Origin of the sequence: Streptomyces sp. CB03238 (assembly GCF_002099185.1) — a bacterium.
Lineage (GTDB): Bacteria > Actinomycetota > Actinomycetes > Streptomycetales > Streptomycetaceae > Streptomyces.
The window spans coordinates 23876-43516 of the sequence record NZ_NBCN01000032.1 but is presented as its reverse complement, the minus strand read 5'-3'; the positions used below and the strand labels follow the sequence as shown (position 1 = coordinate 43516).

Sequence of the window (19641 nt, the reverse complement as noted above, 5' to 3'; positions counted from 1 at the left end):
CCCGGCGGGGCCTGCCCCTCTCGCTACGCCAGGCGTACGGAGGGCCCGGCGCCCTCCAGCTCCAGCACCCACACCTCGTTCGTACCCTCCCGCACCACCGGCCCCGGCACGAACAGCGACTCCTGCGGGCCCACCCCCCAGTACCGCCCCAGACAGAACCCGTTCACCCACACGAACCCCCGCGTCCAGCCCGGCAGTTCCAGCGCCGCGTCCCCCGCCCCGGCCACCTCCACGACCGCCCGGTACAGCCCCGGCGCACCCTCCAGGGAAGCGGGCACGAACGGCACCTTCCCCACCCCGTCCGCCGTGAACGCGTCCACCCGCAGCCCCCGCGCCCGCACCCCGTGCACATACTGCCGCTCGTGCCGCACCCCGCCCGTGATGCCCTTGCTCTCCGCGAGCCGCGGCCCGTAGTTCACCCGCCCCAGCGACTCCACCCACAGCTCCACCATCGCCGGCCCCGCCACCGGCTCCGCCAGCACCGCGTCCTCCGCCTCCAGCACCCCCGCGCGGACCCCGTCCACATACACCACCGCCCGGTCCCGAAGACCCGAAACCGACAGCGGATACGGCTGCCGCGGCCCCGGCACCCGCAGCCGGTAGCGCACCAGGCCCCGGTCCACGCCCAGCTCCTCGAAGGTCGGCGGCACCGCACCGTCCCACTCCTCGTCGCCCAGCGCCTCCAGTACGCCGTCCAAGGGCGCCCACTCCGCGACGGCCGCCTCCACGGGCGCGGCCAGCCGCACGGGCGGCGCCGGAACCGGCGGCAGCGGGCCCTCCGCGTACCGGGCCAGCACCTCCCGGAACGCCCAGAACTTCGCTGTCGGCAGCCCCGCCTCGTCGATCGGCGCGTCGTAGTCGTACGACGTCACCGTCGCCTCCAGCGCACCGTCATGCAGCTCGCCCGCCCGGTTCGCCCCCGCCCAGCCGCCGAAGTTCGTCCCCCCGTGCGCCATGTAGATGTTCACCGACGCCCCGCACTCCAGGACCTCCGCCAGCGCCGCCGCCGCGCCCCCCGCCTCCCGCACGGCACGCGCGTCGCCCCAGTGGTCGAACCAGCCGCACCAGAACTCCATGCACATCAGCGGCCCGCGCGGCTGATGCCGCCGCAGCACCTCGAAGGCCTCCCGCGCACCCGACCCGAAGTTCGCCGTCGCCAGCACCCCCGGAATCGACCCGCCCGTCAGCATGTGGTCCTCCGGCCCGTCCGACGTGAACAGCGGTACGGTCACCCCGCACGCCTCCAGCAGGTCCACGATGTGCCGCAGGTAGCCCGCGTCGGAGCCGTAACTCCCGTACTCGTTCTCCGCCTGCACCATGACCACCGGACCACCCCGGTCGACCTGCCGCGCCACCACCTGCGGCAGCAGCGCGTGGAACCAGCGGTTCACATGGACCAGGTACTCGGCGTCGTCCGTCCGCACCCGCCGCCCCAGCCGCCCTGTCAGCCAGTGCGGCAGCCCGCCGTTCTCCCACTCCGCGCAGATGTACGGGCCCGGCCGCACGATCGCCCACAGCCCCGCCGCGTGCACCGCGTCCAGGAACCGCCCCAGCGCCGCCACATCCCGGTACCGGTCCATCTCCGGCTCGTGGAGGTTCCACGGTACGTACGTCTCCACACAGTTCAGGCCCATCGCACGCACCATCGCCAGCCGGTGGTCCCACTGCTCCTCATGCACCCGGAAGTAGTGCAACGCCCCCGACAGCAGCCGCACCGGCCTGCCGTCCAGCAGAAAATCCCCATCACCCACCGTGAACACGGCCACGATCCCACCCCTCTCCTGGTCACGTACTGCGACCAACTGTCGCCCTCTGGCGGCCGGCGGGTCCATGGACAAAGATCAGCGCTGCATGGACACAACAGGGCAGGGAGGCCGAGGGATGTACCACACCTGGATGCGCTTCTTCACACCCAGCCCGCTGCACACACGCCTCGGCCTCACCTGCCTCGGCGTCGGCCTCCAGCACGGCACCCTCCCCACCGTCGGCCCCCGCACCCTCGACCACCACGTCGCCGTCGTGATCAACGCCGGCGGCGGCTGGTACCTGGGCCCCGACGGCCGCCGTACCACGGTCACCGCACCCGCACTGCTGTGGCTCACCCCCGGCGTCCCGCACCACTACGCGCCCGACCCCGCCACCGGCTGGGACGAGGGCTTCGTCGACTTCACCGGACCGGTCACCGCCACGTACACCGAACTCGGCTACATCGAGCCCGACCGGCCCGTCGTCCCGCTCGCCGACGCCGGCCCCGCCCGCGCCGTCATCGGCCGCAGCGCCCGCGCCGCCCGGCGCGGCAACCCGCTCCTCGAAGTCGAGACGTCCGCCGCCGTCCACGAACTGCTCGTCGCCCTGCGCCGCGCCCGCGCCGACACCAACGCCGACGGCGACCCCGTCCTCGAAGCCCTCGCCCGCGACGCCTTCCAGCCCCTGACGGTCGCCGAACACGCCGCCCGGCACGGCATGACCCCCGCCGAGCTGCGCACAGCCGTACGCCGCGGCGCGGGCTGCAGCCCCAAGGACTACCTCCTCGGCATCCGCCTCGGCCGCGCCAAGGAACTCCTCGCCGCCACCGAGCTCCCCGTCGCCGCCGTCGCACGCCGCGTCGGCTACGACGACCCCGCCTACTTCTCCCGCCTGTTCACCCGCCGCGTCGGCACCGCCCCCGTCCGCTTCCGCGAACAGCAGGGGCGTACGGTACCGGGAGGCTGGAGCACGCGGATTCCAGATCCCGAACACCCACCGACGATCACCACGGGACACGTCTAAGCTCGCTCACCATGAGCACGAGCCAGACCGGCCGGGTCGACGACACCGGCGACATCGACGAATCCGTACGCGCCGAGCTGACCCGGCTACGTGAAAGCATCGACAACATCGACGCGGCGGTCGTCCACATGCTGGCCGAGCGGTTCAAATGCACCCAGCAGGTCGGCCACCTCAAGGCCCGCCACCACCTCCCCCCGGCCGACCCCGCCCGCGAATCCCGCCAGATCGCCCGCCTCCGGCAGCTCGCCGAGAGCGCCAACCTCGACCCCGCCTTCGCCGAGAAGCTGCTGAACTTCATCATCGCCGAGGTCATCCGCCACCACGAGACCATCGCCGGCGGCGCACCCCCCACCGACGACTAGCCAGTCCTCTAGTCCGTCTCCGTGTGCGCCAGCACCACGACCCGCGTCCGGCCAGGATCGAGCACCGCGAACGCGATGTCCGTCAGGTCACCGAAGAACCAGTCGTTCCCGCCGTGCCGCTCCACCGCGAACCGCAACCAGCGGTGCTCGGCCGCCCGCCGCACCGCGTCGTACGGCGACACCTCCGCGCCCAGCCCCATCAGCGCGTACAACCCGCGCCACGCCAGCAGCCTGCCGTACGCCCCCATCCGCGGCTCACCCCACACACCGCCCCCGAACGCCGCCACGAACAGATCGCACAGCACGTCGTCCGCCGTCGTGTGCACCGCCGCCATCGTCCGCGTGGACGTCCCCTCCAGGCACGGCGCCGGCAGCCCGGCCAGCAGCGCCGCGTTCCAGTCGACCGGATCCAGCGGCCCCGGCAGGACGTAGAACCGCACGTCCTGCACGCCCTCCTCACCGAACGGCGCCACCACCGCCGCCCCCCGCGCCACCTCCCGCACCTCCCGGGCACCCCGCCCGGCAGCGGCCCCGGCGGCGGTCGGCGGCACCTCGGCGTACCGGGACCGCAGCTGCGCCGGGCGCAGCGAACCGAGCATGCTCCCCGGCGTCCACCCCCCGTCACGCAGCCGCCGCTCGAAGTCCAGCGAGGCGAGCGGCAACCACGCCAGCGGATGCCCCAGCTCCGCCAGCCGCTCCCGGTACGCCACGTACGGCCCACCGTCCAGGCCGAACCGCAGCGCCATCTCCTGCAAAAGACAGGCACGGAACTCCGCCGCCCGGTCCAGCCGCTCCGGCAGCCCCGCGAACAGCGGCTCCAGCGCCACCCTGCTGGGCCGCCGCGCCAGCCGCCAGGCGGTCCACCGCACCAGCCGACGCCCACCGGCGGGCCCGTCGGGGCTCACCACCTCACCGGCGATCCGCGCGGCCCATTCGGTGGCGTCCCGCGTCTCACGGGCGCACAGCGCCTCGACGACGCCCAGGACGTCACCGGTACTCGTACAGGCCACGGCCCTGTCGTACATCCGCGCCGGTTCCCGATCGCTCAGTTCATGATCCCCGTTCACGGCCAGGAGCGTACGACCCCGGCGCACGCACCCACCGAGGGAGCCCGCCACCGGATCAGCCATGAGGAGAACCCCCGTGCCCCGCCCCCACCCCATCGGGCAGCATGGCCCCATGCCCGTACTGACGCGCGACGAAGCGCAGACCCGAGCCCAGCTCCTCGACGTCCACCGGTACACGGTCGACCTCGACCTCACCACCGGTGACCAGACCTTCGACTCCACCACCCTCATCCGGTTCACCGCCCGCACCGCCGGGACCACCTTCGTCGAGCTCAAGCCGGCCACCCTCCGTACCGTCACCCTCGACGGGCAGCACCTCGACCCCGAGACCCTCACCGACAACCGGCTCCCCCTCACTCTCACCGAGGGCGAGCACACCCTCCGCGTCGACGCCGCCATGCGCTACTCGCGCACCGGCGAGGGCATGCACCGCTTCACCGACCCCAGCGACGGCGAGACCTACACCTACACCCAGCTGTTCATGGAGGACGTCCAGCGCGTCTTCGCCGCCTTCGACCAGCCCGACCTCAAAGCCGTCTTCGAGGTCGCCGTCACCGCCCCCGACGGCTGGACCGTCCTCGCCAACGGCATCACCACCCACCAGGGCGACGGCCGCTGGCAGGCCGCCCCCACCCCCCTCATCTCCACCTACCTCGTCGCCGTCGCCGCCGGCCCCTGGCACTCCATCCGCACCGAGCACGCCGGACTGCCCTTCGGCATCCACTGCCGCCGCTCCCTCGCCCCCCACCTCGACGCCGACGCCGACGAAATCCTCGACGTCACCCGCCAGTGCTTCGACCGGTACCACGAGAAGTTCGACGAGCCGTACCCCTTCGACTCCTACGACCAGGCCTTCGTCCCCGAATTCAACGCCGGCGCCATGGAGAACCCCGGCCTGGTCACCTTCCGCGACGAGTTCGTCTACCGCTCCGCCGTCACCCTCACCGAACGCCAGACCCGCGCCATGGTCATCGCCCACGAAATGGCCCACATGTGGTTCGGCGACCTCGTCACCCTCACCTGGTGGGACGACATCTGGCTGAACGAGTCCTTCGCCGAATACATGGGCTACCAGACCATCAACGAAGCCACCAGCCGCTTCCCCGACACCTGGGTCGACTTCGGCATCGCCCGCAAGGCCTGGGGATACGACGCCGACCAGCGCCCCTCCACCCACCCCGTCGCCCCCGACCCCGACGCCGTCCCCGACACCGCCTCCGCGATGCTCAACTTCGACGGCATCTCCTACGCCAAGGGCGCCTCCGCCCTCCGCCAGCTCGTCGCCTGGCTCGGCGAGAAAGACTTCCTGGCCGGAATCAACACCCACTTCGAGCGCCACAAGTTCGCCAACGCCACCCTCGCCGACTTCATCGACAACCTGGCCTCCGCCACCGACCGCGACGTCCACACCTGGGCCGAGCAGTGGCTGCGCACCACCGGCGTCGACACCCTCACCCCGGCGTACGACCAGGCAAGCGGCACCCTCACCGTCACCCGCACCGGCAGCCGCCCCCACCACGTCACCGTCGGCGTCTACGACCACGACCTCGCCGACGGCAGGCGCCTCGTCCTCCGCGACCGCCTGGAGATCGACGTCCCGGACCAGGCCCCCGCCTCACTCCCCGGCCCCCGCCCCGCCCTCATCGTCCTCAACGACGGCGACCACACCTACGCCAAGATCCGCCTCGACGAACACTCCGAGGAACGCGCCCTGCGCACCCTCTCCGGCATCCCCGACGCCCTCACCCGGGCCGTCGTATGGAACTGCCTGCGCGACATGGTCCGCGACGGCGAACTCGAACCCGCCACCTACCTGGAGACCGCCCGCGCCCACCTCCCCCAGGAGAGCGACCTCGCGATCGTCCAGGGCGTCCTCGGCTTCGCCGCCACCCACATCGCCGACCGGTACGTCCCCGCCGAGGACCGCCCCGCCGCCCTCGCCCTGCTCACCGACCTCACCCGCGACCTCGTCCGCCGCACCGAGGACGGCAGGGACCCGGGCCTGCGCCTCACCGCCGTACGCCACTACATCGACGCCACCGACCGGCCCGGCACCCTCCACGGCTGGCTCGACGAGGGCGGCGTCCCCGGCGGCCCCGAACTCGACCCCGAACTGCGCTGGCGCATCCTGGGCCGGCTCGCCGTGCTCGGCGCCACCGAAGAGACCGCCATCGCCGCCGAACTCGACCGCGACCCCAGCGCCACCGGCCAGGAGGGCGCCGCCCGCTGCCGCGCCGCCCTGCCGACCGCCGAGGCCAAGCAGGCGGCCTGGCACCGGATGTTCACCTCCGACGACCTCTCCAACTACCTGTTCACCGCCACCGCCCAGGGCTTCTGGCAGCCCGAACAGGCCGAGCTCGTACGGGAGTACGTCCCCCGCTTCTACCCCGACGCCGCCGCCCTCGCCGACCGCCGCGGCCCCGCCATCGCGGAGGCGGCCGGCCGCTACGCCTTCCCGGCCCACGCCGTCGACACCGCCCACCTCCGCCTCGGCGAACAACACCTCGCCGACGACAACCTCCTCCCGGCCCTCCGCCGCAAACTCACCGACCAGATCGACGACCTCCGCCGCGCGCTGCGCGTCCGCAAAGCCTGACCGCCCACCGGCCCCGCCCCACCGCCCGACGGACGGCGTGAGGCGGGCCGCGCAGGGACGGTCCCCCGGGCCACGGCCCCCTGGACCGGCCCGACCCGCCGCCCGGCAGACGGCCGGAGGCGGGGCCGTGCAGGGTCGTCCCCACAGGGGTTGGCGGCTTCGGGCGGGTTCCCAAGATCCGTACCCAAGGCCGCCGGCCCCGAGGAGACGAGCCCGGAGGGGCCACGCCGCCCCCACACCGCCCGCCCCCACCCGGGCACCCACGCCCGGGGCGCCCCGACCCGGCCGGGTCGGGCACCACCCGGACCCACCCCACACCACCCCACCGCCGCCCATAGCACGCCCACCCCGCCCCGCCACCCCCTCGTCCCCCTTTCGGGTTGTGATCGCCCCGCACCGCAACCACGCTCCGCCGCGCCGGGCCACGCTGGCAGCATGAGCAGCCCGTGGAGCACCCCGTCGAGCACCCCATGGAGCACGCCGCCCCTCGCCGAGGGCCCCGACGCCGCCGACGCCTCGCGCCCGCCCCTCGCCGAGGGCCCCGGAGGCCCCGAAGGCCCCGGCCCCGACGCCCTCCACCCGCCCCTCGCCGGAGGCCCCGGGGGCCCCGACGCCCTGCGCCCCCTCCTCGACACCGTGCTCGACGCCCTCCGCGACGGCGCGGCGGCACGCGGCGGGCCGCTCCCCGCGGGCGGGCCCGAGAAAATCGCCGCGCAGGTGCGCGACGCCCTCGGGGCGGCCCTGCCCCACACCGGCACCGGGGCGCCAGAGGCCCTCCGTACCCTCGTCACCGCCCTCGCACACGGCGCCGCCGACCCCGCCCACCCGCACTGCGCCGCCCACCTCCACACCCCGCCCCTCGCCCTCGCCGCCGCCGCCGACCTCGCCGCCTCCGCGCTCAACCCGTCCCTCGACTCCTGGGACCAGGCCCCCGCCGCCTCCGCGCTCGAACAGCTCGTCACCCGCGCCCTGGCCGCCGAGACCCACCCCACCGGCCGCCACCCCGACGCCCTCGTCACCACCGGCGGCACCGAGTCCAACCACCTCGCCCTCCTCCTCGCCCGCGAACACCACGGCCCCACCCTCCAGACCATCTGCGGCGCCAACGCCCACCACTCCATCCGCCGCGCCGCCTGGCTCCTCGGCCTGCCCGAACCCGTCACCGTCCCCGCCCCCGGCGGACGACTCGACCTCACCGCCCTCGCCGCCGTCCTCACCGACCTCCGCGGCCCCCTCCTCGTCACCGCCACCGCCGGCACCACCGACACCGGCCGCATCGACCCCGTCCCCGAGATCGCCGACCTGTGCGACGCCCACGGCGCCACCCTCCACATCGACGCCGCGTACGGCGGCCCGCTCCTGTTCAGCGAAACCCGCCGCCACCTCCTCACCGGCCTCGACCGCGCCCGCACCGTCACCCTCGACCTGCACAAACTCGGCTGGCAGCCGGTCGCCGCCGGCCTCCTCGCCGTACCCGACACCGCACTCCTCGACCCCCTCGGCCACACCGCGCCCTACCTCAACGCCGACGACGACACCCACGCCGGCCTTCCCGACCTCCTCGGCCGCTCACCCCGCACCAGCCGCCGCCCCGACATCCTCAAGATCGCCGTCACCCTCCGCGCCCTCGGCCGCACCGGACTCGGCCACCTCGTCGACCACGTCTGCACCGCCGCCCAGCACCTCGCCGACCTCGTCGACAAAAACCCCCGCCTCGACCTCTACGAACGCCCCACCCTCACCACCGTCCTCTTCCGCCCCACCGGCGCCACCGACCACGCCGTCGCCACCGCCCGCCGCGACCTCCTCACCCAAGGCCACGCCGTCCTCGGCCGCGCCCACGCCGACGGCCGCCTCTGGTTCAAAGCCACCCTCCTCAACCCCCACACCACCCCCCACCACCTCGAAGAACTCACCGCACTCGTGGAAGGCAGCACCACCCGATGACCGGCAGCACACCCCAGCGCGACCCCGACCAGCCCCACGACCTGGTGGGCATCGGCATCGGCCCGTTCAACCTCTCCCTCGCCGCCCTCGCCCACGGCGTACCCGGAGGACTCGCCACCGCCTTCTACGAACAGCGCCCCGCCTTCCACTGGCACCCCGGCCAGCTCATCGAAGGCACCACCCTCCAAGTCCCCTTCCTCGCCGACCTCGTCACCCTCGCCGACCCCACCAGCCCCTGGACCTTCCTCAACTACCTCCGCGGCCGCGACCGCCTCTACCCCTTCTACTTCGCCGAACGGTTCCACACCCACCGCGCCGAATATGACGCCTACTGCCGCTGGGTCAGCGACCACCTCCCCGGCCTCCACTTCGCCCACCAGGTCGACTCCGTCCGCTGGAACCCCGAACGCGACCTCTTCGAAGTCGACTACACCCAGCTCGACACCAACGGCGAAGCCGAAGCCCTCGGCCGCACCCACACCCGCCACATCGCCCTCGGCGTCGGCACCGAACCCCACATCCCCGACCCCCTACGCCCCCTCGCCGACCAGCCCACCGTCCCCGTCATCCACTCCGCCGACTACCTCCACCACCGCGAACGCCTGCTCACCGCCGAACACATCACCGTCATCGGCTCCGGCCAGTCCGGCGCCGAAATCTTCCTCGACCTCCTCCGCACCCGCCCCACCGGAGCCGAGAAAATCCACTGGCTCACCCGCACCGAGGCCTTCGCCCCCATGGAGTACTCCAAACTCGGCCTCGAACACTTCACCCCCGACTACACCCGCTACTTCCACGCCCTCCCCGAACAAGTACGCAGCACCCTCATCCCCCGCCAATGGCAGCTCCACAAAGCCATCGACGCCGACACCATCGCCGCCATCCACGACGAGCTCTACCGCCGCACCCTCCACGGCGGCTGGCCCGACGCCGTCCTCACCCCCGGCGTCCGCGTCCGCACCGCCGGCCGCCTCGCCACCACCAAAGTCGAACTCCACCTCGAACACATCCAGCAAGGCACCCGCTCCCGCCTCACCACCGACGCCGTCATCCTCGCCACCGGCTACCGCGAACGCCCCCTCGGCCGCCTCCTCGCCGGCCTCGACCCCTACATGCGCCGCGACTCCGCCGACCGCCCCCGCATCGACGCCCACCACCGGCTCGTCCTCGACCCCTCCGTCACCGGCTCCATCTACGTGCAGAACGCCGAAACCCACACCCACGGCGTCGGCACACCCGACCTCGGCCTCGCCGCCTGGCGCAGCGCCTCCATCCTCAACCACCTCACCGGCAAGGAGCCCTACCCGCTCCCACGCCGCACCGCCTTCACCACCTTCGGCCTCGAACGGCAGGAGGCGCCCGGCATTCCCCGCCAGACGCCCCTGCACACACCACGCAACCGCTAGAACACCGGCACGCCGTCCCGGGTCAGCCTCCACTCCACCGACGCGAACCGGCCCGGGTCGACCGTCCCCTGCGCCTGCACCCACTGGATGATCGTGTTCCGGATCTCGTCCGAATTCGCCCACAGCTGCTTCGCCGCCGCCACATGCGGAAACGCACCGCCACCGGACGCCCGGTAGTTGTTCACCGCCAGCACGAACCGCGCCGCCGGATCCAGCGGCTTCCCCTCGAACGACAGGTTCACGATCCGCGACCCGGCCGGCTTCGCGATGTCGATCTCGTACGACAACCCGTACACGGCGTCATAGTTGTAGTCCGGCGTGCCACCCGCGTTCGTCAGCTTCACCGGGTCCACCGGCGCACCCGCCGGAGTCTGCACGTAGTACCGCGCCGAGAACTCCAGGTAGTCCTTCAGCTGCGCACCCGTCAGCAGACGTGCCTCCAGCGTGTTCTCGAACGGATACAACCCCGCCGCGTCCCGGATCGTCACCTCACCGGCCGGAATCCTCGCCGTACGGGAGAAACACGACGCCTGCGACAGCACCGGCAGCGACGCGTACTCGCCACCCGCCAGCGCCGCCTTCACCGTCTCCGCCTGGACATGGTTGATCAGATCGATGATCGGCTCGTCCTTCCACGGCGCATCCGCCGTGGACATCGCGACGGTCGACGTACCGATGACCTGGTTGACGTACGCCACGACCTTCTCGTGCTCGTCACCCAGCAGCTTGACGATCTCCGGGTCCTCCTCGACGGTGTTGGAGTTCAGCACCCGCGCGCCGACCTTCTCCACCGTCCAGCGGCCCTTCTCCCACACCACATCGAAATCGAACAGCGTCAGCCGCTGCCCCCACTTCAGCGGCTCCGACAGCACGACGTCCTTGCCGGTCGCCTTGTTCACGACCCGGTACTCCGGGATCTCCGTATGCGCGTGACCCACCAGGATCGCGTCAATGCCCGGCACCTGCTCCGCCACCAGCGCGGCCGCGTTCTCGATGTACGGAAGCTGATCCCCGTACGACGACGTACCACTCGACCCCGAGTGCGCCGACACGATCACCACGTCCGCGCCCATCGACCGCAGCCTCGGCACCCACTTCGCCGCCTGCTCCTCCAGCCCCGGGAACACCATCTTGCCGCCGACGTTCGCCTTGTCCCAGATCGCGATCCCCGGGTTCGTCAGCCCCAGCACCGCCACCCGCACATCCCGCCCGCACGGCGTACGCAGCCGGTGCATGCTGTACGGCGGGAACGCCGGCCGCAGCGTCTTCGCGTCCAGCGCGTTGGCACCCAGCAGCGGGAAGTCGCACTGCTCCTGGAACTTCCGCAGCACCGGTATGCCGTAGTTGAACTCATGGTTCCCGAGCGCCGCCGCGTCGTACCCGATCGCGTTCATCGCCTGCGCCATGGGGTGCACCGGCCCGCGCTCGGCAGTGATCGGGTCGACCTTCGCGTAGTAGTACGACAACTGCGTGCCCTGGATCGTGTCACCCGCGTCGATCAGCAGCGTGTTGCGGCGACCCTTCTCCTCCCGCACCCGCTCCACGAGCGTGGAGATCTTCGCCAGGCCGACATCGTTGTGCGCCTTGTCGTCGAACTCCCTGTCCGTGAAGTAGTCCCAGTTGAAGACATTGCCGTGCAGGTCGGTGGTGCCCATGACGGTGAAGGAGTACCGCTTGGCCAGGGGCGCCGCGGCCGCCGGCGTGCCGACCGCTCCGGCGATCGCCACACCGGCGCCGGCCACGGCCGAACTCCCCAGGAACGTCCTTCGATTCAGCGGCATGTGGTCTCCTTCGTTCAGTGCATGACGCGCGTAGATTCTGGCGCAGACACGCCCCCCGCAACAGCCCCCACAGGTTTCGATCCGATGACCACCTACGGAAGAGTGGACCCCATGACCCAGCCCACGACCGACCTCCCGTACGGCACCCCCCAAGCCCCCCGCGTCTCCGTACGCGGCGAAGCCCACCTCGAAGTCGACCCCGAAATCGCCCGCATCGGCATCACCGTCACCGCCCGCGGCACCGACCGGCGCACCGCCCTCGACGACCTCACCCGCCGCAACACCACCGCCCTCGACCTCATCAAAACCTACGGCGACGCCGTCGAAAACCTCCAGACCGGCGCCTTCTCCATCACCCCCGAACTCACCCGCCACGGCCGCGCCGAACGCGTCCGCGCCTACCACGGCACCGTCCACATCACCGCCGAACTCACCGACTTCACCGCCCTCGGCGAACTCACCACCCGCCTCGCCGACCTCGACCTCACCCGCATCGACGGCCCCACCTGGGCCCTCCGCCCCGACTCACCCGCCCACGGCGAAGCCCGCCGCCAAGCCGTCAAAGAAGCCGTCCAACGCGCCCGCGAATACGCCGAAGCCCTCGGCACCCAGCTCGCCGCCCTCGTCGAACTCGCCGACACCGGCACCGAACCCCCCACCCCCTACAACCCCCCTCCCTTCGCCGGAACCCGTATGGCCTTCACCGCCGCCGAAACCGGCGAAACCGCCGCCCCACCCCTCGACCTCGAACCCCAGCGCCAAACCATCACCGCCCAGGTCAACGCCCGATTCACCATGCACCCGCCCCAGCTCTGACGCTCATCAGAGCAGCACCCCGCACACATTCAACACTTGTCAATAAGGCTTCATGGAAAGGTTGTTGAGTAGTCACGCGGGACCAATTCTCTACCGGCCGGTAAGCCATAGGCTCGACCCATGCGCCGAGCCAAAATCGTCTGCACCCTGGGCCCAGCCACCGACACATACGACCAGATCAAGGCACTGGTCGAAGCCGGAATGGACGTCGCCCGCTTCAACCTCAGCCACGGCACCTACGCCGACCACGAGGAGCGCTACCAGCACGTACGCAAAGCCTCCGACGAAACCGGCCGCAGCGTCGGCATCCTCGCCGACCTTCAAGGCCCGAAGATCCGCCTCGGACGCTTCCGCGAAGGACCCGTACTCCTTGAACGCGGCGACGACTTCACCATCACCACCGAACCCGGCGTCCAGGGCGACCGCCACACCTGCGGCACCACCTACGAAGGCCTCGCCACCGACGTCACCCCCGGCGAACGCATCCTCGTCGACGACGGCCGCGTCACCCTCCACGTCACCGCGGTAGAAGGCCCCCACGTCCACACCACCGTCCTCGAAGGCGGCATGGTCTCCGACAACAAAGGCCTCAACCTCCCCGGCGTCGCCGTCTCCGTCCCCGCCCTCTCCGACAAGGACGTCGAAGACCTCCGCTGGGCCCTGCGCACCGGCGCCGACATCATCGCCCTCTCCTTCGTACGCAGCGGACGCGACATCGAAGACGTCCACCGCGTCATGGACGAAGAAGGCCGCCGCGTACCCGTCATCGCCAAAATCGAAAAACCCCAGGCCGTCGACAACATCGACGACATCGTCGCCGCCTTCGACGGCATCATGGTCGCCCGCGGCGACCTCGGCGTCGAAATGCCCCTCGAACAGGTCCCCATCGTCCAGAAGCGCGCCATCAAACTCGCCAAGCGCAACGCCAAGCCGGTCATCGTCGCCACCCAGATGCTCGACTCGATGATCGACAACTCCCGCCCCACCCGCGCCGAAGCCAGCGACGTCGCCAACGCCGTCATCGACGGCACCGACGCCGTCATGCTCTCCGGCGAAACCAGCGTCGGCCGCTACCCCATCGCCACGGTCCAGACCATGAGCCGCATCGTCGAGGCCGCCGAAGAAGACGTCCTCGCCAAGGGCCTCCCACCCCTGACCGAACGCAACAAACCCCGCACCCAGGGCGGCGCCGTCGCCCGCGCCGCCGCCGAAATGGGCGACTTCCTCGGCGCCAAGTACCTCGTCGCCTTCACCCAGTCCGGCGACACCGTCCGACGCCTCTCCCGCTACCGCTCACCCATCCCCCTCCTCGCCTTCACCCCCGACCCGGCCACCCGCTCCCAGCTCAACCTCACCTGGGGCGTGGAAACCTTCCTCGGCCCCCACGTCGACTCCACCGACGCGATGGTCGCCCAGGTCGACGAGCACCTCCTCAAGATCGGCCGCTGCCAGAAGGACGACATCGTCATCATCACCGCCGGCTCACCCCCGGGCGTCTCCGGCTCCACCAACCTGGTCCGCGTCCACCACATCGGCGAGCCCCTCGCGTAACGCCCCCTCCTCAGTACTTCGGCCCGACGTGCGCGTCCATGAGCGCGACGGACGCGCGTCGGGCGACGGAGATGTTGTACGGATTGCCGTTGCGTGTGCAGTGGGTCCACTCGACCCCGAGCTTGTCGAGAGTGTCGGTGAAGAGCCGCCGGATGTCGTCCGACACGTTGGTGAAGAAGTACCGCGGATACTCATACCGCTTCCGCTCCCCGCCGACGAGACGGGTCGTCCAGTTGGTGATCCGACACCCGTCGGAATGGATCAGCCCCCGGATGAACTCCCAGGGATGCTCGTCGACAATTTCCTGCTGCCAGTCCTCGAGGACGATGGGCCGCTCGTGTTTTCGGCCGGGCCCGTGCTGGGGGAAGAGGCAGGGCCAGTGCTTGCTGCACCCTGCGACGGCCACGCAGCCCTGTTGCTGTACATGAAACACGTTGTTCTCCGGGCGTACGGAACGCATGGCAGCCTCGCAGGCGTCGATGAGACCCGGCCAGGCATCGGCGCAGACGATGCGAAGGTAGTGGACACCTCGCCGGTGCTCGCTGATGCAACCGTCACCGAGGTAGAGGCCCAGGAGGTAGGCGTATGCCGCCGGTTCCCGGGGCATACCGGGCACGTCTCTGCAGCGAGGACATGGTTCGCCGGTACGCACGAGTGGTTCGAGACGGGTCTGCCAGGAGCGGATGGCCGCCCGGGATATGCCGGTCTGCTTGCTCACGGAGTTGAGGCTGCGTCCTTGGGCGACGAGTGCCAACGCCCGTTTGCGTGTGTCGGTGTCGTACACAAGGGCGAGTCTTGCTCGGTGTCAATCAGCCGGAGGCGGTTTCGATCGCGTGTTCACTGCTCCGAGTGAAGGTCACCAACCCGATTGGTGACCTTGGAATCAAAGGTAAAGTGCCCCGGGTGGGACTCGAACCCACACTGAATGTCTTTTGAGGACATCGTCTCTGCCGATTGGACTACCGGAGCCCCTGCAATCCGAAGGTTAGTGTAGCCCCTCGGTGACTCAAACATACAGGAACTAGGTAGGCTCATGGGAGCTGTACCTGCCCTTGGAACGAGGAGCCCGCGTGACCGCCCCCGAGTCGCCCCAGCCCGTCGCCGACGACAACGACGACAAGTCGCACGTCCCGCCGCTGACGACCCGTGTCGTCATCGCCGAGGACGAGGCCCTCATCCGCCTCGACCTCAAAGAGATGCTCGAGGAAGAGGGCTACTCGGTCGTCGGCGAGGCCGGTGACGGTGAGCGTGCCGTCGAGCTGGCGCGGGAGCACCGGCCGGACCTCGTGATCCTGGACGTGAAGATGCCCGTCCTGGACGGGATCTCCGCCGCTGAGAAGATCGCGGAGGAGTCCATCGCGCCCGTTCTGATGCTGACCGCGTTCTCGCAGCGGGACCTGGTGGAGCGGGCGCGGGACGCCGGGGCGATGGCGTATCTGGTGAAGCCGTTCAGCAAGAGTGATGTGGTGCCGGCCATCGAGATGGCGGTGTCGCGGTTCGCGGAGCTGAAGGCGCTGGAGAAGGAGGTCGCGGACCTCTCGCAGCGGCTGGAGACGCGGAAGCTGGTGGACCGGGCGAAGAGCGTTCTGCAGACGCAGTACGGGTTGTCGGAGCCGGCGGCGTTCCGGTGGATCCAGAAGACGTCGATGGATCGGCGGATGTCGATGCAGCAGGTGGCGGAGGCGGTCATCGAGGACGCCGAGGAGAAGAAGGCCGCGAAGGGTCAGTAGTCGGTACGGGGACGAAGAGGGCCCACCCGTCATTCGGCGGGTGGGCCCTCTTCGTGTGCGTACTGCTCAGTCCTCGCCGAGGTAGGTCTTGCGGACGGACTCGTCGTGGAGGAGGTCCTGGCCGGTGCCGGACAGTTTGATGGTGCCGGTTTCCATGACGTAGGCCTGGTCGGCGAGCGAGAGCGCGGCTTGGGCGTTCTGTTCGACGAGCAGGATGGTGGTGCCCTGGGCCTTGAGGGCGGCGATGGTTTCCATGATCTTCTGCATCATGATCGGGGAGAGGCCCATGGAGGGCTCGTCGAGCATGAGCAGTTTGGGCTGGGACATGAGGGCGCGGCCCATGGCGAGCATTTGCTGTTCGCCGCCGGAGAGGGTGCCTGCGGCCTGCTTTCGGCGTTCCCCGAGGATGGGGAAGAGGTCGTAGGCGCGCTGGATGTCTTTTTCGATGCCGTCCTTGTCGCTGCGGAGGTAGGCGCCGAGCCGCAGGTTGTCCTCGATGGACATGCGGGGGAAGATGTGGCGCCCTTCGGGGGAGTGGGCGAGGCCCATGGCGACGATCTTGTGTGCGGGGACCTTGCGGAGGGGCTGGCCGTCGAAGGTGATCTTTCCGGCGAGTGGTTCGAGGAGTCCGGAGAGGGTGCGCAGGGTGGTGGTTTTGCCGGCGCCGTTGGTGCCGATGAGGGTGACGACTTCGCCGGCGCCGACGCTGAAGGAGATGCCCTTCACGGCTTCGATCTTGCCGTAGGCGACCCGGAGGTCCTCGACTTCGAGGAGGGTGGTCACTTGGTGTCTCCTTCGGTGGTGCTGGGCGCGTCTGCCTCCGGTGCGTCCGAGGTGTCCGGTGCGCCGCCCTCGGGCGCGTCGTCCGCGTCGTCGGCGTCGGCGGCGGCCTCGTCGGTCTCACCGTCCGGTGTGGTGGCGCTGGACGAGGCACCCGATCCGGCCGCTTCCGCGTGGGCTTCGGCGGCTTCGACTTCCGCGACTTCTTCCGCGCCGGGGGCGCCCTCGAAGGGCGTACCGAGGTAGGCGGCGATGACGCGTTCGTCGCCCTGGACGACGGCGGGTGTGCCTTCGATGAGCTTTTCGCCGCGTACGAGGCAGGCGACCCGGTCGCACAGGTTGAAGATGAAGCGCATGTCGTGCTCGATGACGAGGACGGCGATGCCCTTGTCGCGGATGGCGAAGATGAGTTCTTCCGCGGCCCGCGTCTCCTGGGGGTTCATGCCGGCTGTCGGCTCGTCGAGCAGGAGCAGCCCCGGGTCGCTGGCGAGCGCCCGGGCGATTTCCAGCTTGCGCTGCTCGCCGTAAGGGAGGTTGCGGGCGAGGTGGTCGGCCTTGGCGGCCAGGCCGGTGAACTCCAGGAGCTCCATGGCCCGTTCGCGTGACTCCTCTTCGGCCTTCTTGAAGGAGGGCAGCCGCAGCAGGGCGGACCAGAGGCCCTCCTTGGTGCGGGTGTGGCGGCCGACGAGGACGTTTTCCAGGACCGTCATGTTGGCGAAGAGCCGGATGTTCTGGAACGTACGCGCGATGCCGGCCTGGGTGACGAGGTGCGGTTTGGGCGGCAGGACGGTGCCCTTGTAGCTGACGCGGCCTTCGGTGGGGACGTACAGCCCGGTGAGGCAGTTGAAGAAGGTCGTCTTGCCGGCGCCGTTGGGGCCGATGAGGCCGACGATCTCGCCGCTGTTGACGGTGAGGTCGACGTCGCGTACGGCGGTGAGGCCGCCGAAGCGCATGGTCACGCCGCTGGCGTCGAGGACGGTGGTGGTGGCCGGCGCGGCCGTCGTGGTTGTGGTGGTGGTCATGATGCTTACGCCCCCGCCTTGGTGATGCCGACGGCGCCGTCGGGGAGCTTCTCGTCGGGTACGTCGAGTTGGCCGGTCTCGTGGAATTCGAGCTGCTTCCGGCGGTCGGCGACCAGGCCTTCGGGGCGGAAGCGCATCAGGACGATGAGCGCGACACCGAAGAGGAGGAGCTGGTAGTCCTGCATGAACTGGAGCTTGGCCGGGATGAGGTAGAGCAGTGCGGCGCCGATGAGGGGTCCGCCGATGGTGCCCATGCCGCCGAGGATGACCGCGGCGAGCAGGAAGGCGGAGTTGGGCGGTACGGAACCGGCGAACTGGTACTGCTCGGGGGTGACGCTGTAGCCGAGGTGTGCCTGCACCGTGCCGGCGAGGCCGGCGAGGGCGGCGCCGAGGGCGAAGGCCAGCAGCTTCAGGCGGAAGCCGTTGATGCCCATGGCGGTGGCGGCGGTTTCGTCCTCGCGGATGGCGACCCAGGCGCGGCCGATGCGGGAGTCGGCGGAGCGCCGGAAGACCAGCACCACGACGGCTGTGAAGAGCAGCATCAGCAGGAAGTAGTTGCCGGACCGGGTGAGGTCGAAGCCACCGACGGCGTGGGTGAGTCCGAAGTCGAACCCGAAGATGTTCAGGTCCGGGATGTTCGGGACACCTTGGGCACCGTTGGTGATGTCGGGGCCGCTGTTGCCGTTGAGGTTGTTCATGGTGATGCGGAAGATCTCGCCGAACCCCAGCGTCACGATGGCGAGGTAGTCGCCGCGCAGCCGCAGGGTGGGGGCGCCGATGACGACGCCGAAGAGGAGCGAGACGGCGGCGCCGGTGAGGACGGCGAGCCAGAAGGGGAAGTGGACGCCGATCGACGACTGGGGGGAGCCGGAGACCAGGGCGGCGGTGTACGCGCCGACGCCGAGGAACGCGACGTAACCCAGGTCGAGCAGGCCCGCGAGGCCGACCACCACGTTGAGGCCGAGCGCCACGGTCGCGAAGATCAGGATGTTCGCGCCGATCAGGGTGAACTGGTCGTTGCTCTGCGAGAACGGGAAGCAGATCGCGGCCGCGAAGGCGGCGCCCATGGTCACCGTGCGGTGCTTGGCGGTGAGTGCCGAGACGCGGGCGACGAGCCCGGCCCGGTTGATCGCCGTGAAGCCGAAGGCCACGGTGATCAGGAAGCCGATGAACAGCTCGGCGTAGTCGGTGTCGATGCCGTACACGAAGACGTACAGGCCGACGGCGAAGGCGCCGATGATGATGAGGATCTCTGCCCAGGAGGAGAGTTCCTTGGCGCGCGGCGGCCGGGGTGCGGTGAGGCTGTGCCGGAAGCGTGCCCAGGTGCTGGTGCCGGTGTCCTCGTCGGCGGGCTGGTCGGCGGGGAGGCCGAAGGCGCCGATGACGGCGAGGAGTGCGCCGACGCCGGAGATCCAGGCGCCGGGTTCGAGGTTGACCAGGCCGCCGAGGGTGGTGGATATGGCGCCGATGGCGTAGCCGGTGGTGCCGAGTACGCCGAGGCTGAGGAGGCGTACGGGGCTGTTGGTGCCGCCGGGGGTGAGCCAGCCCAGGCCCTTGACGCCGTGTCCGGAGAGGAGGAACAGCAGGGCGAGGGCGGAGCCGACGAGGGTGAGGACCTGGAGGCCGCCGGGGTAGCCGGTGACGGTGAGGTTGCCGGGGAACTCGTCGGTCCAGGTCCAGGCGAGGAAGGTGCCGGCGAGGGCGAGTACGGATCCGGCGAGGGCCGTGATCCGTGCGGCGGTGGACGGCAGGGGGAGGAGGGACGCGGGTGCCGGGGTGTCGGCGGCGGGGGTGTTCTTGGTGATGGTGGTCAT

The 19641-nt window shown here is 70.6% G+C and carries 15 protein-coding genes and 1 tRNA gene; 8 read left to right on the top strand and 8 right to left on the bottom strand.

The genetic code is table 11. The features are described 5' to 3' along the window. Positions 1 to 23: 23 nt before the first annotated feature. Positions 24 to 1766 carry a beta-galactosidase family protein gene (locus BKD26_RS35325; protein WP_084906743.1) on the bottom strand — a complete coding sequence of 581 codons (1743 nt, stop codon included), beginning with the start codon at positions 1764 to 1766 and terminating at the stop codon, positions 24 to 26. Positions 1767 to 1881: 115 nt separating this feature from the next. Here BKD26_RS35325 and BKD26_RS35320 point away from each other — a divergent pair, with 115 nt between their 5' ends. Both BKD26_RS35320 and BKD26_RS35315 read left to right on the top strand, forming a co-directional pair. Continuing rightward, positions 1882 to 2769: an AraC family transcriptional regulator gene (locus tag BKD26_RS35320; protein WP_084906741.1), complete on the top strand. Its 888-nt coding sequence runs from the start codon at positions 1882 to 1884 to the stop codon at positions 2767 to 2769. Between the two features lie 11 nt (positions 2770 to 2780). After that, positions 2781 to 3131 (top strand): chorismate mutase, encoded by a 351-nt coding sequence (locus BKD26_RS35315; RefSeq protein WP_084906738.1) that lies wholly within the window; start codon positions 2781 to 2783, stop codon positions 3129 to 3131. An 8-nt stretch (positions 3132 to 3139) separates the two neighbouring features. On the opposite strand, the gene BKD26_RS39980 is transcribed toward BKD26_RS35315, so the two are convergent. Then, positions 3140 to 4198, bottom strand: coding sequence for a DUF6183 family protein (locus BKD26_RS39980; RefSeq protein ID WP_143662758.1), 1059 nt, complete (start codon positions 4196 to 4198; stop codon positions 3140 to 3142). A gap of 112 nt (positions 4199 to 4310) precedes the next feature. Here BKD26_RS39980 and pepN point away from each other — a divergent pair, with 112 nt between their 5' ends. The 3 genes from pepN (at position 4311) to BKD26_RS35295 (ending at position 10147) form a co-directional block, all read left to right on the top strand. Further along, positions 4311 to 6794: an aminopeptidase N gene (gene pepN, locus BKD26_RS35305; RefSeq protein WP_084906779.1), complete on the top strand. Its 2484-nt coding sequence runs from the start codon at positions 4311 to 4313 to the stop codon at positions 6792 to 6794. Positions 6795 to 7229: 435 nt separating this feature from the next. Further along, positions 7230 to 8741, top strand: coding sequence for an aminotransferase class V-fold PLP-dependent enzyme (locus tag BKD26_RS35300; RefSeq protein ID WP_084906735.1), 1512 nt, complete (start codon positions 7230 to 7232; stop codon positions 8739 to 8741). Beyond that, the gene (locus BKD26_RS35295; protein ID WP_084906733.1) at positions 8738 to 10147 is read left to right on the top strand and encodes a SidA/IucD/PvdA family monooxygenase; all 1410 of its coding nucleotides are present in this window, start codon (positions 8738 to 8740) and stop codon (positions 10145 to 10147) included. The genes BKD26_RS35300 and BKD26_RS35295 overlap by 4 nt, the downstream gene beginning before the upstream one ends. Here BKD26_RS35295 and BKD26_RS35290 read toward each other — a convergent pair. Continuing rightward, positions 10144 to 11928 (bottom strand): 5'-nucleotidase C-terminal domain-containing protein, encoded by a 1785-nt coding sequence (locus tag BKD26_RS35290; protein WP_084906731.1) that lies wholly within the window; start codon positions 11926 to 11928, stop codon positions 10144 to 10146. The two genes, BKD26_RS35295 and BKD26_RS35290, sit on opposite strands and share 4 nt — an antisense overlap. Before the next feature lie 111 nt (positions 11929 to 12039). Between BKD26_RS35290 and BKD26_RS35285 the strand changes: the two genes are divergently transcribed. Further along, the gene (locus BKD26_RS35285) at positions 12040 to 12744 is read left to right on the top strand and encodes an SIMPL domain-containing protein (protein ID WP_084906729.1); all 705 of its coding nucleotides are present in this window, start codon (positions 12040 to 12042) and stop codon (positions 12742 to 12744) included. Positions 12745 to 12864: 120 nt separating this feature from the next. Beyond that, entirely contained in the window at positions 12865 to 14295 is a 1431-nt protein-coding gene (pyk, locus tag BKD26_RS35280) for a pyruvate kinase (RefSeq protein WP_084906727.1), read from the top strand. Between the two features lie 10 nt (positions 14296 to 14305). Here the strand turns inward: pyk and BKD26_RS35275 are convergent, their stop codons facing one another. Together BKD26_RS35275 and BKD26_RS35270 are read right to left on the bottom strand one after the other, a co-directional pair. Next, on the bottom strand, positions 14306 to 15079 hold the full coding sequence (locus BKD26_RS35275) for a helix-turn-helix domain containing protein (RefSeq protein ID WP_084906724.1): 774 nt from the start codon (positions 15077 to 15079) through the stop codon (positions 14306 to 14308). A 111-nt stretch (positions 15080 to 15190) separates the two neighbouring features. Next, positions 15191 to 15264, bottom strand: a tRNA-Leu gene (locus BKD26_RS35270). A 101-nt stretch (positions 15265 to 15365) separates the two neighbouring features. On the opposite strand from BKD26_RS35270, the gene BKD26_RS35265 reads away from it, so the two are divergent. Continuing rightward, on the top strand, positions 15366 to 16025 hold the full coding sequence (locus tag BKD26_RS35265) for a response regulator (RefSeq protein ID WP_084906722.1): 660 nt from the start codon (positions 15366 to 15368) through the stop codon (positions 16023 to 16025). 66 nt (positions 16026 to 16091) lie between these two features. Here BKD26_RS35265 and BKD26_RS35260 read toward each other — a convergent pair whose 3' ends face one another. From BKD26_RS35260 to BKD26_RS35250, 3 genes are read right to left on the bottom strand one after another with little or no spacing between them, the layout of a single operon-like run. Then, positions 16092 to 16808 carry an ABC transporter ATP-binding protein gene (locus BKD26_RS35260; protein WP_084906720.1) on the bottom strand — a complete coding sequence of 239 codons (717 nt, stop codon included), beginning with the start codon at positions 16806 to 16808 and terminating at the stop codon, positions 16092 to 16094. Beyond that, on the bottom strand, positions 16805 to 17827 hold the full coding sequence (locus BKD26_RS35255) for an ABC transporter ATP-binding protein (RefSeq protein WP_084906718.1): 1023 nt from the start codon (positions 17825 to 17827) through the stop codon (positions 16805 to 16807). Before BKD26_RS35255 ends, BKD26_RS35260 begins: the two co-directional genes overlap by 4 nt. A gap of 5 nt (positions 17828 to 17832) precedes the next feature. Continuing rightward, the gene (locus BKD26_RS35250; protein WP_084906778.1) at positions 17833 to 19641 is read right to left on the bottom strand and encodes a branched-chain amino acid ABC transporter permease; all 1809 of its coding nucleotides are present in this window, start codon (positions 19639 to 19641) and stop codon (positions 17833 to 17835) included.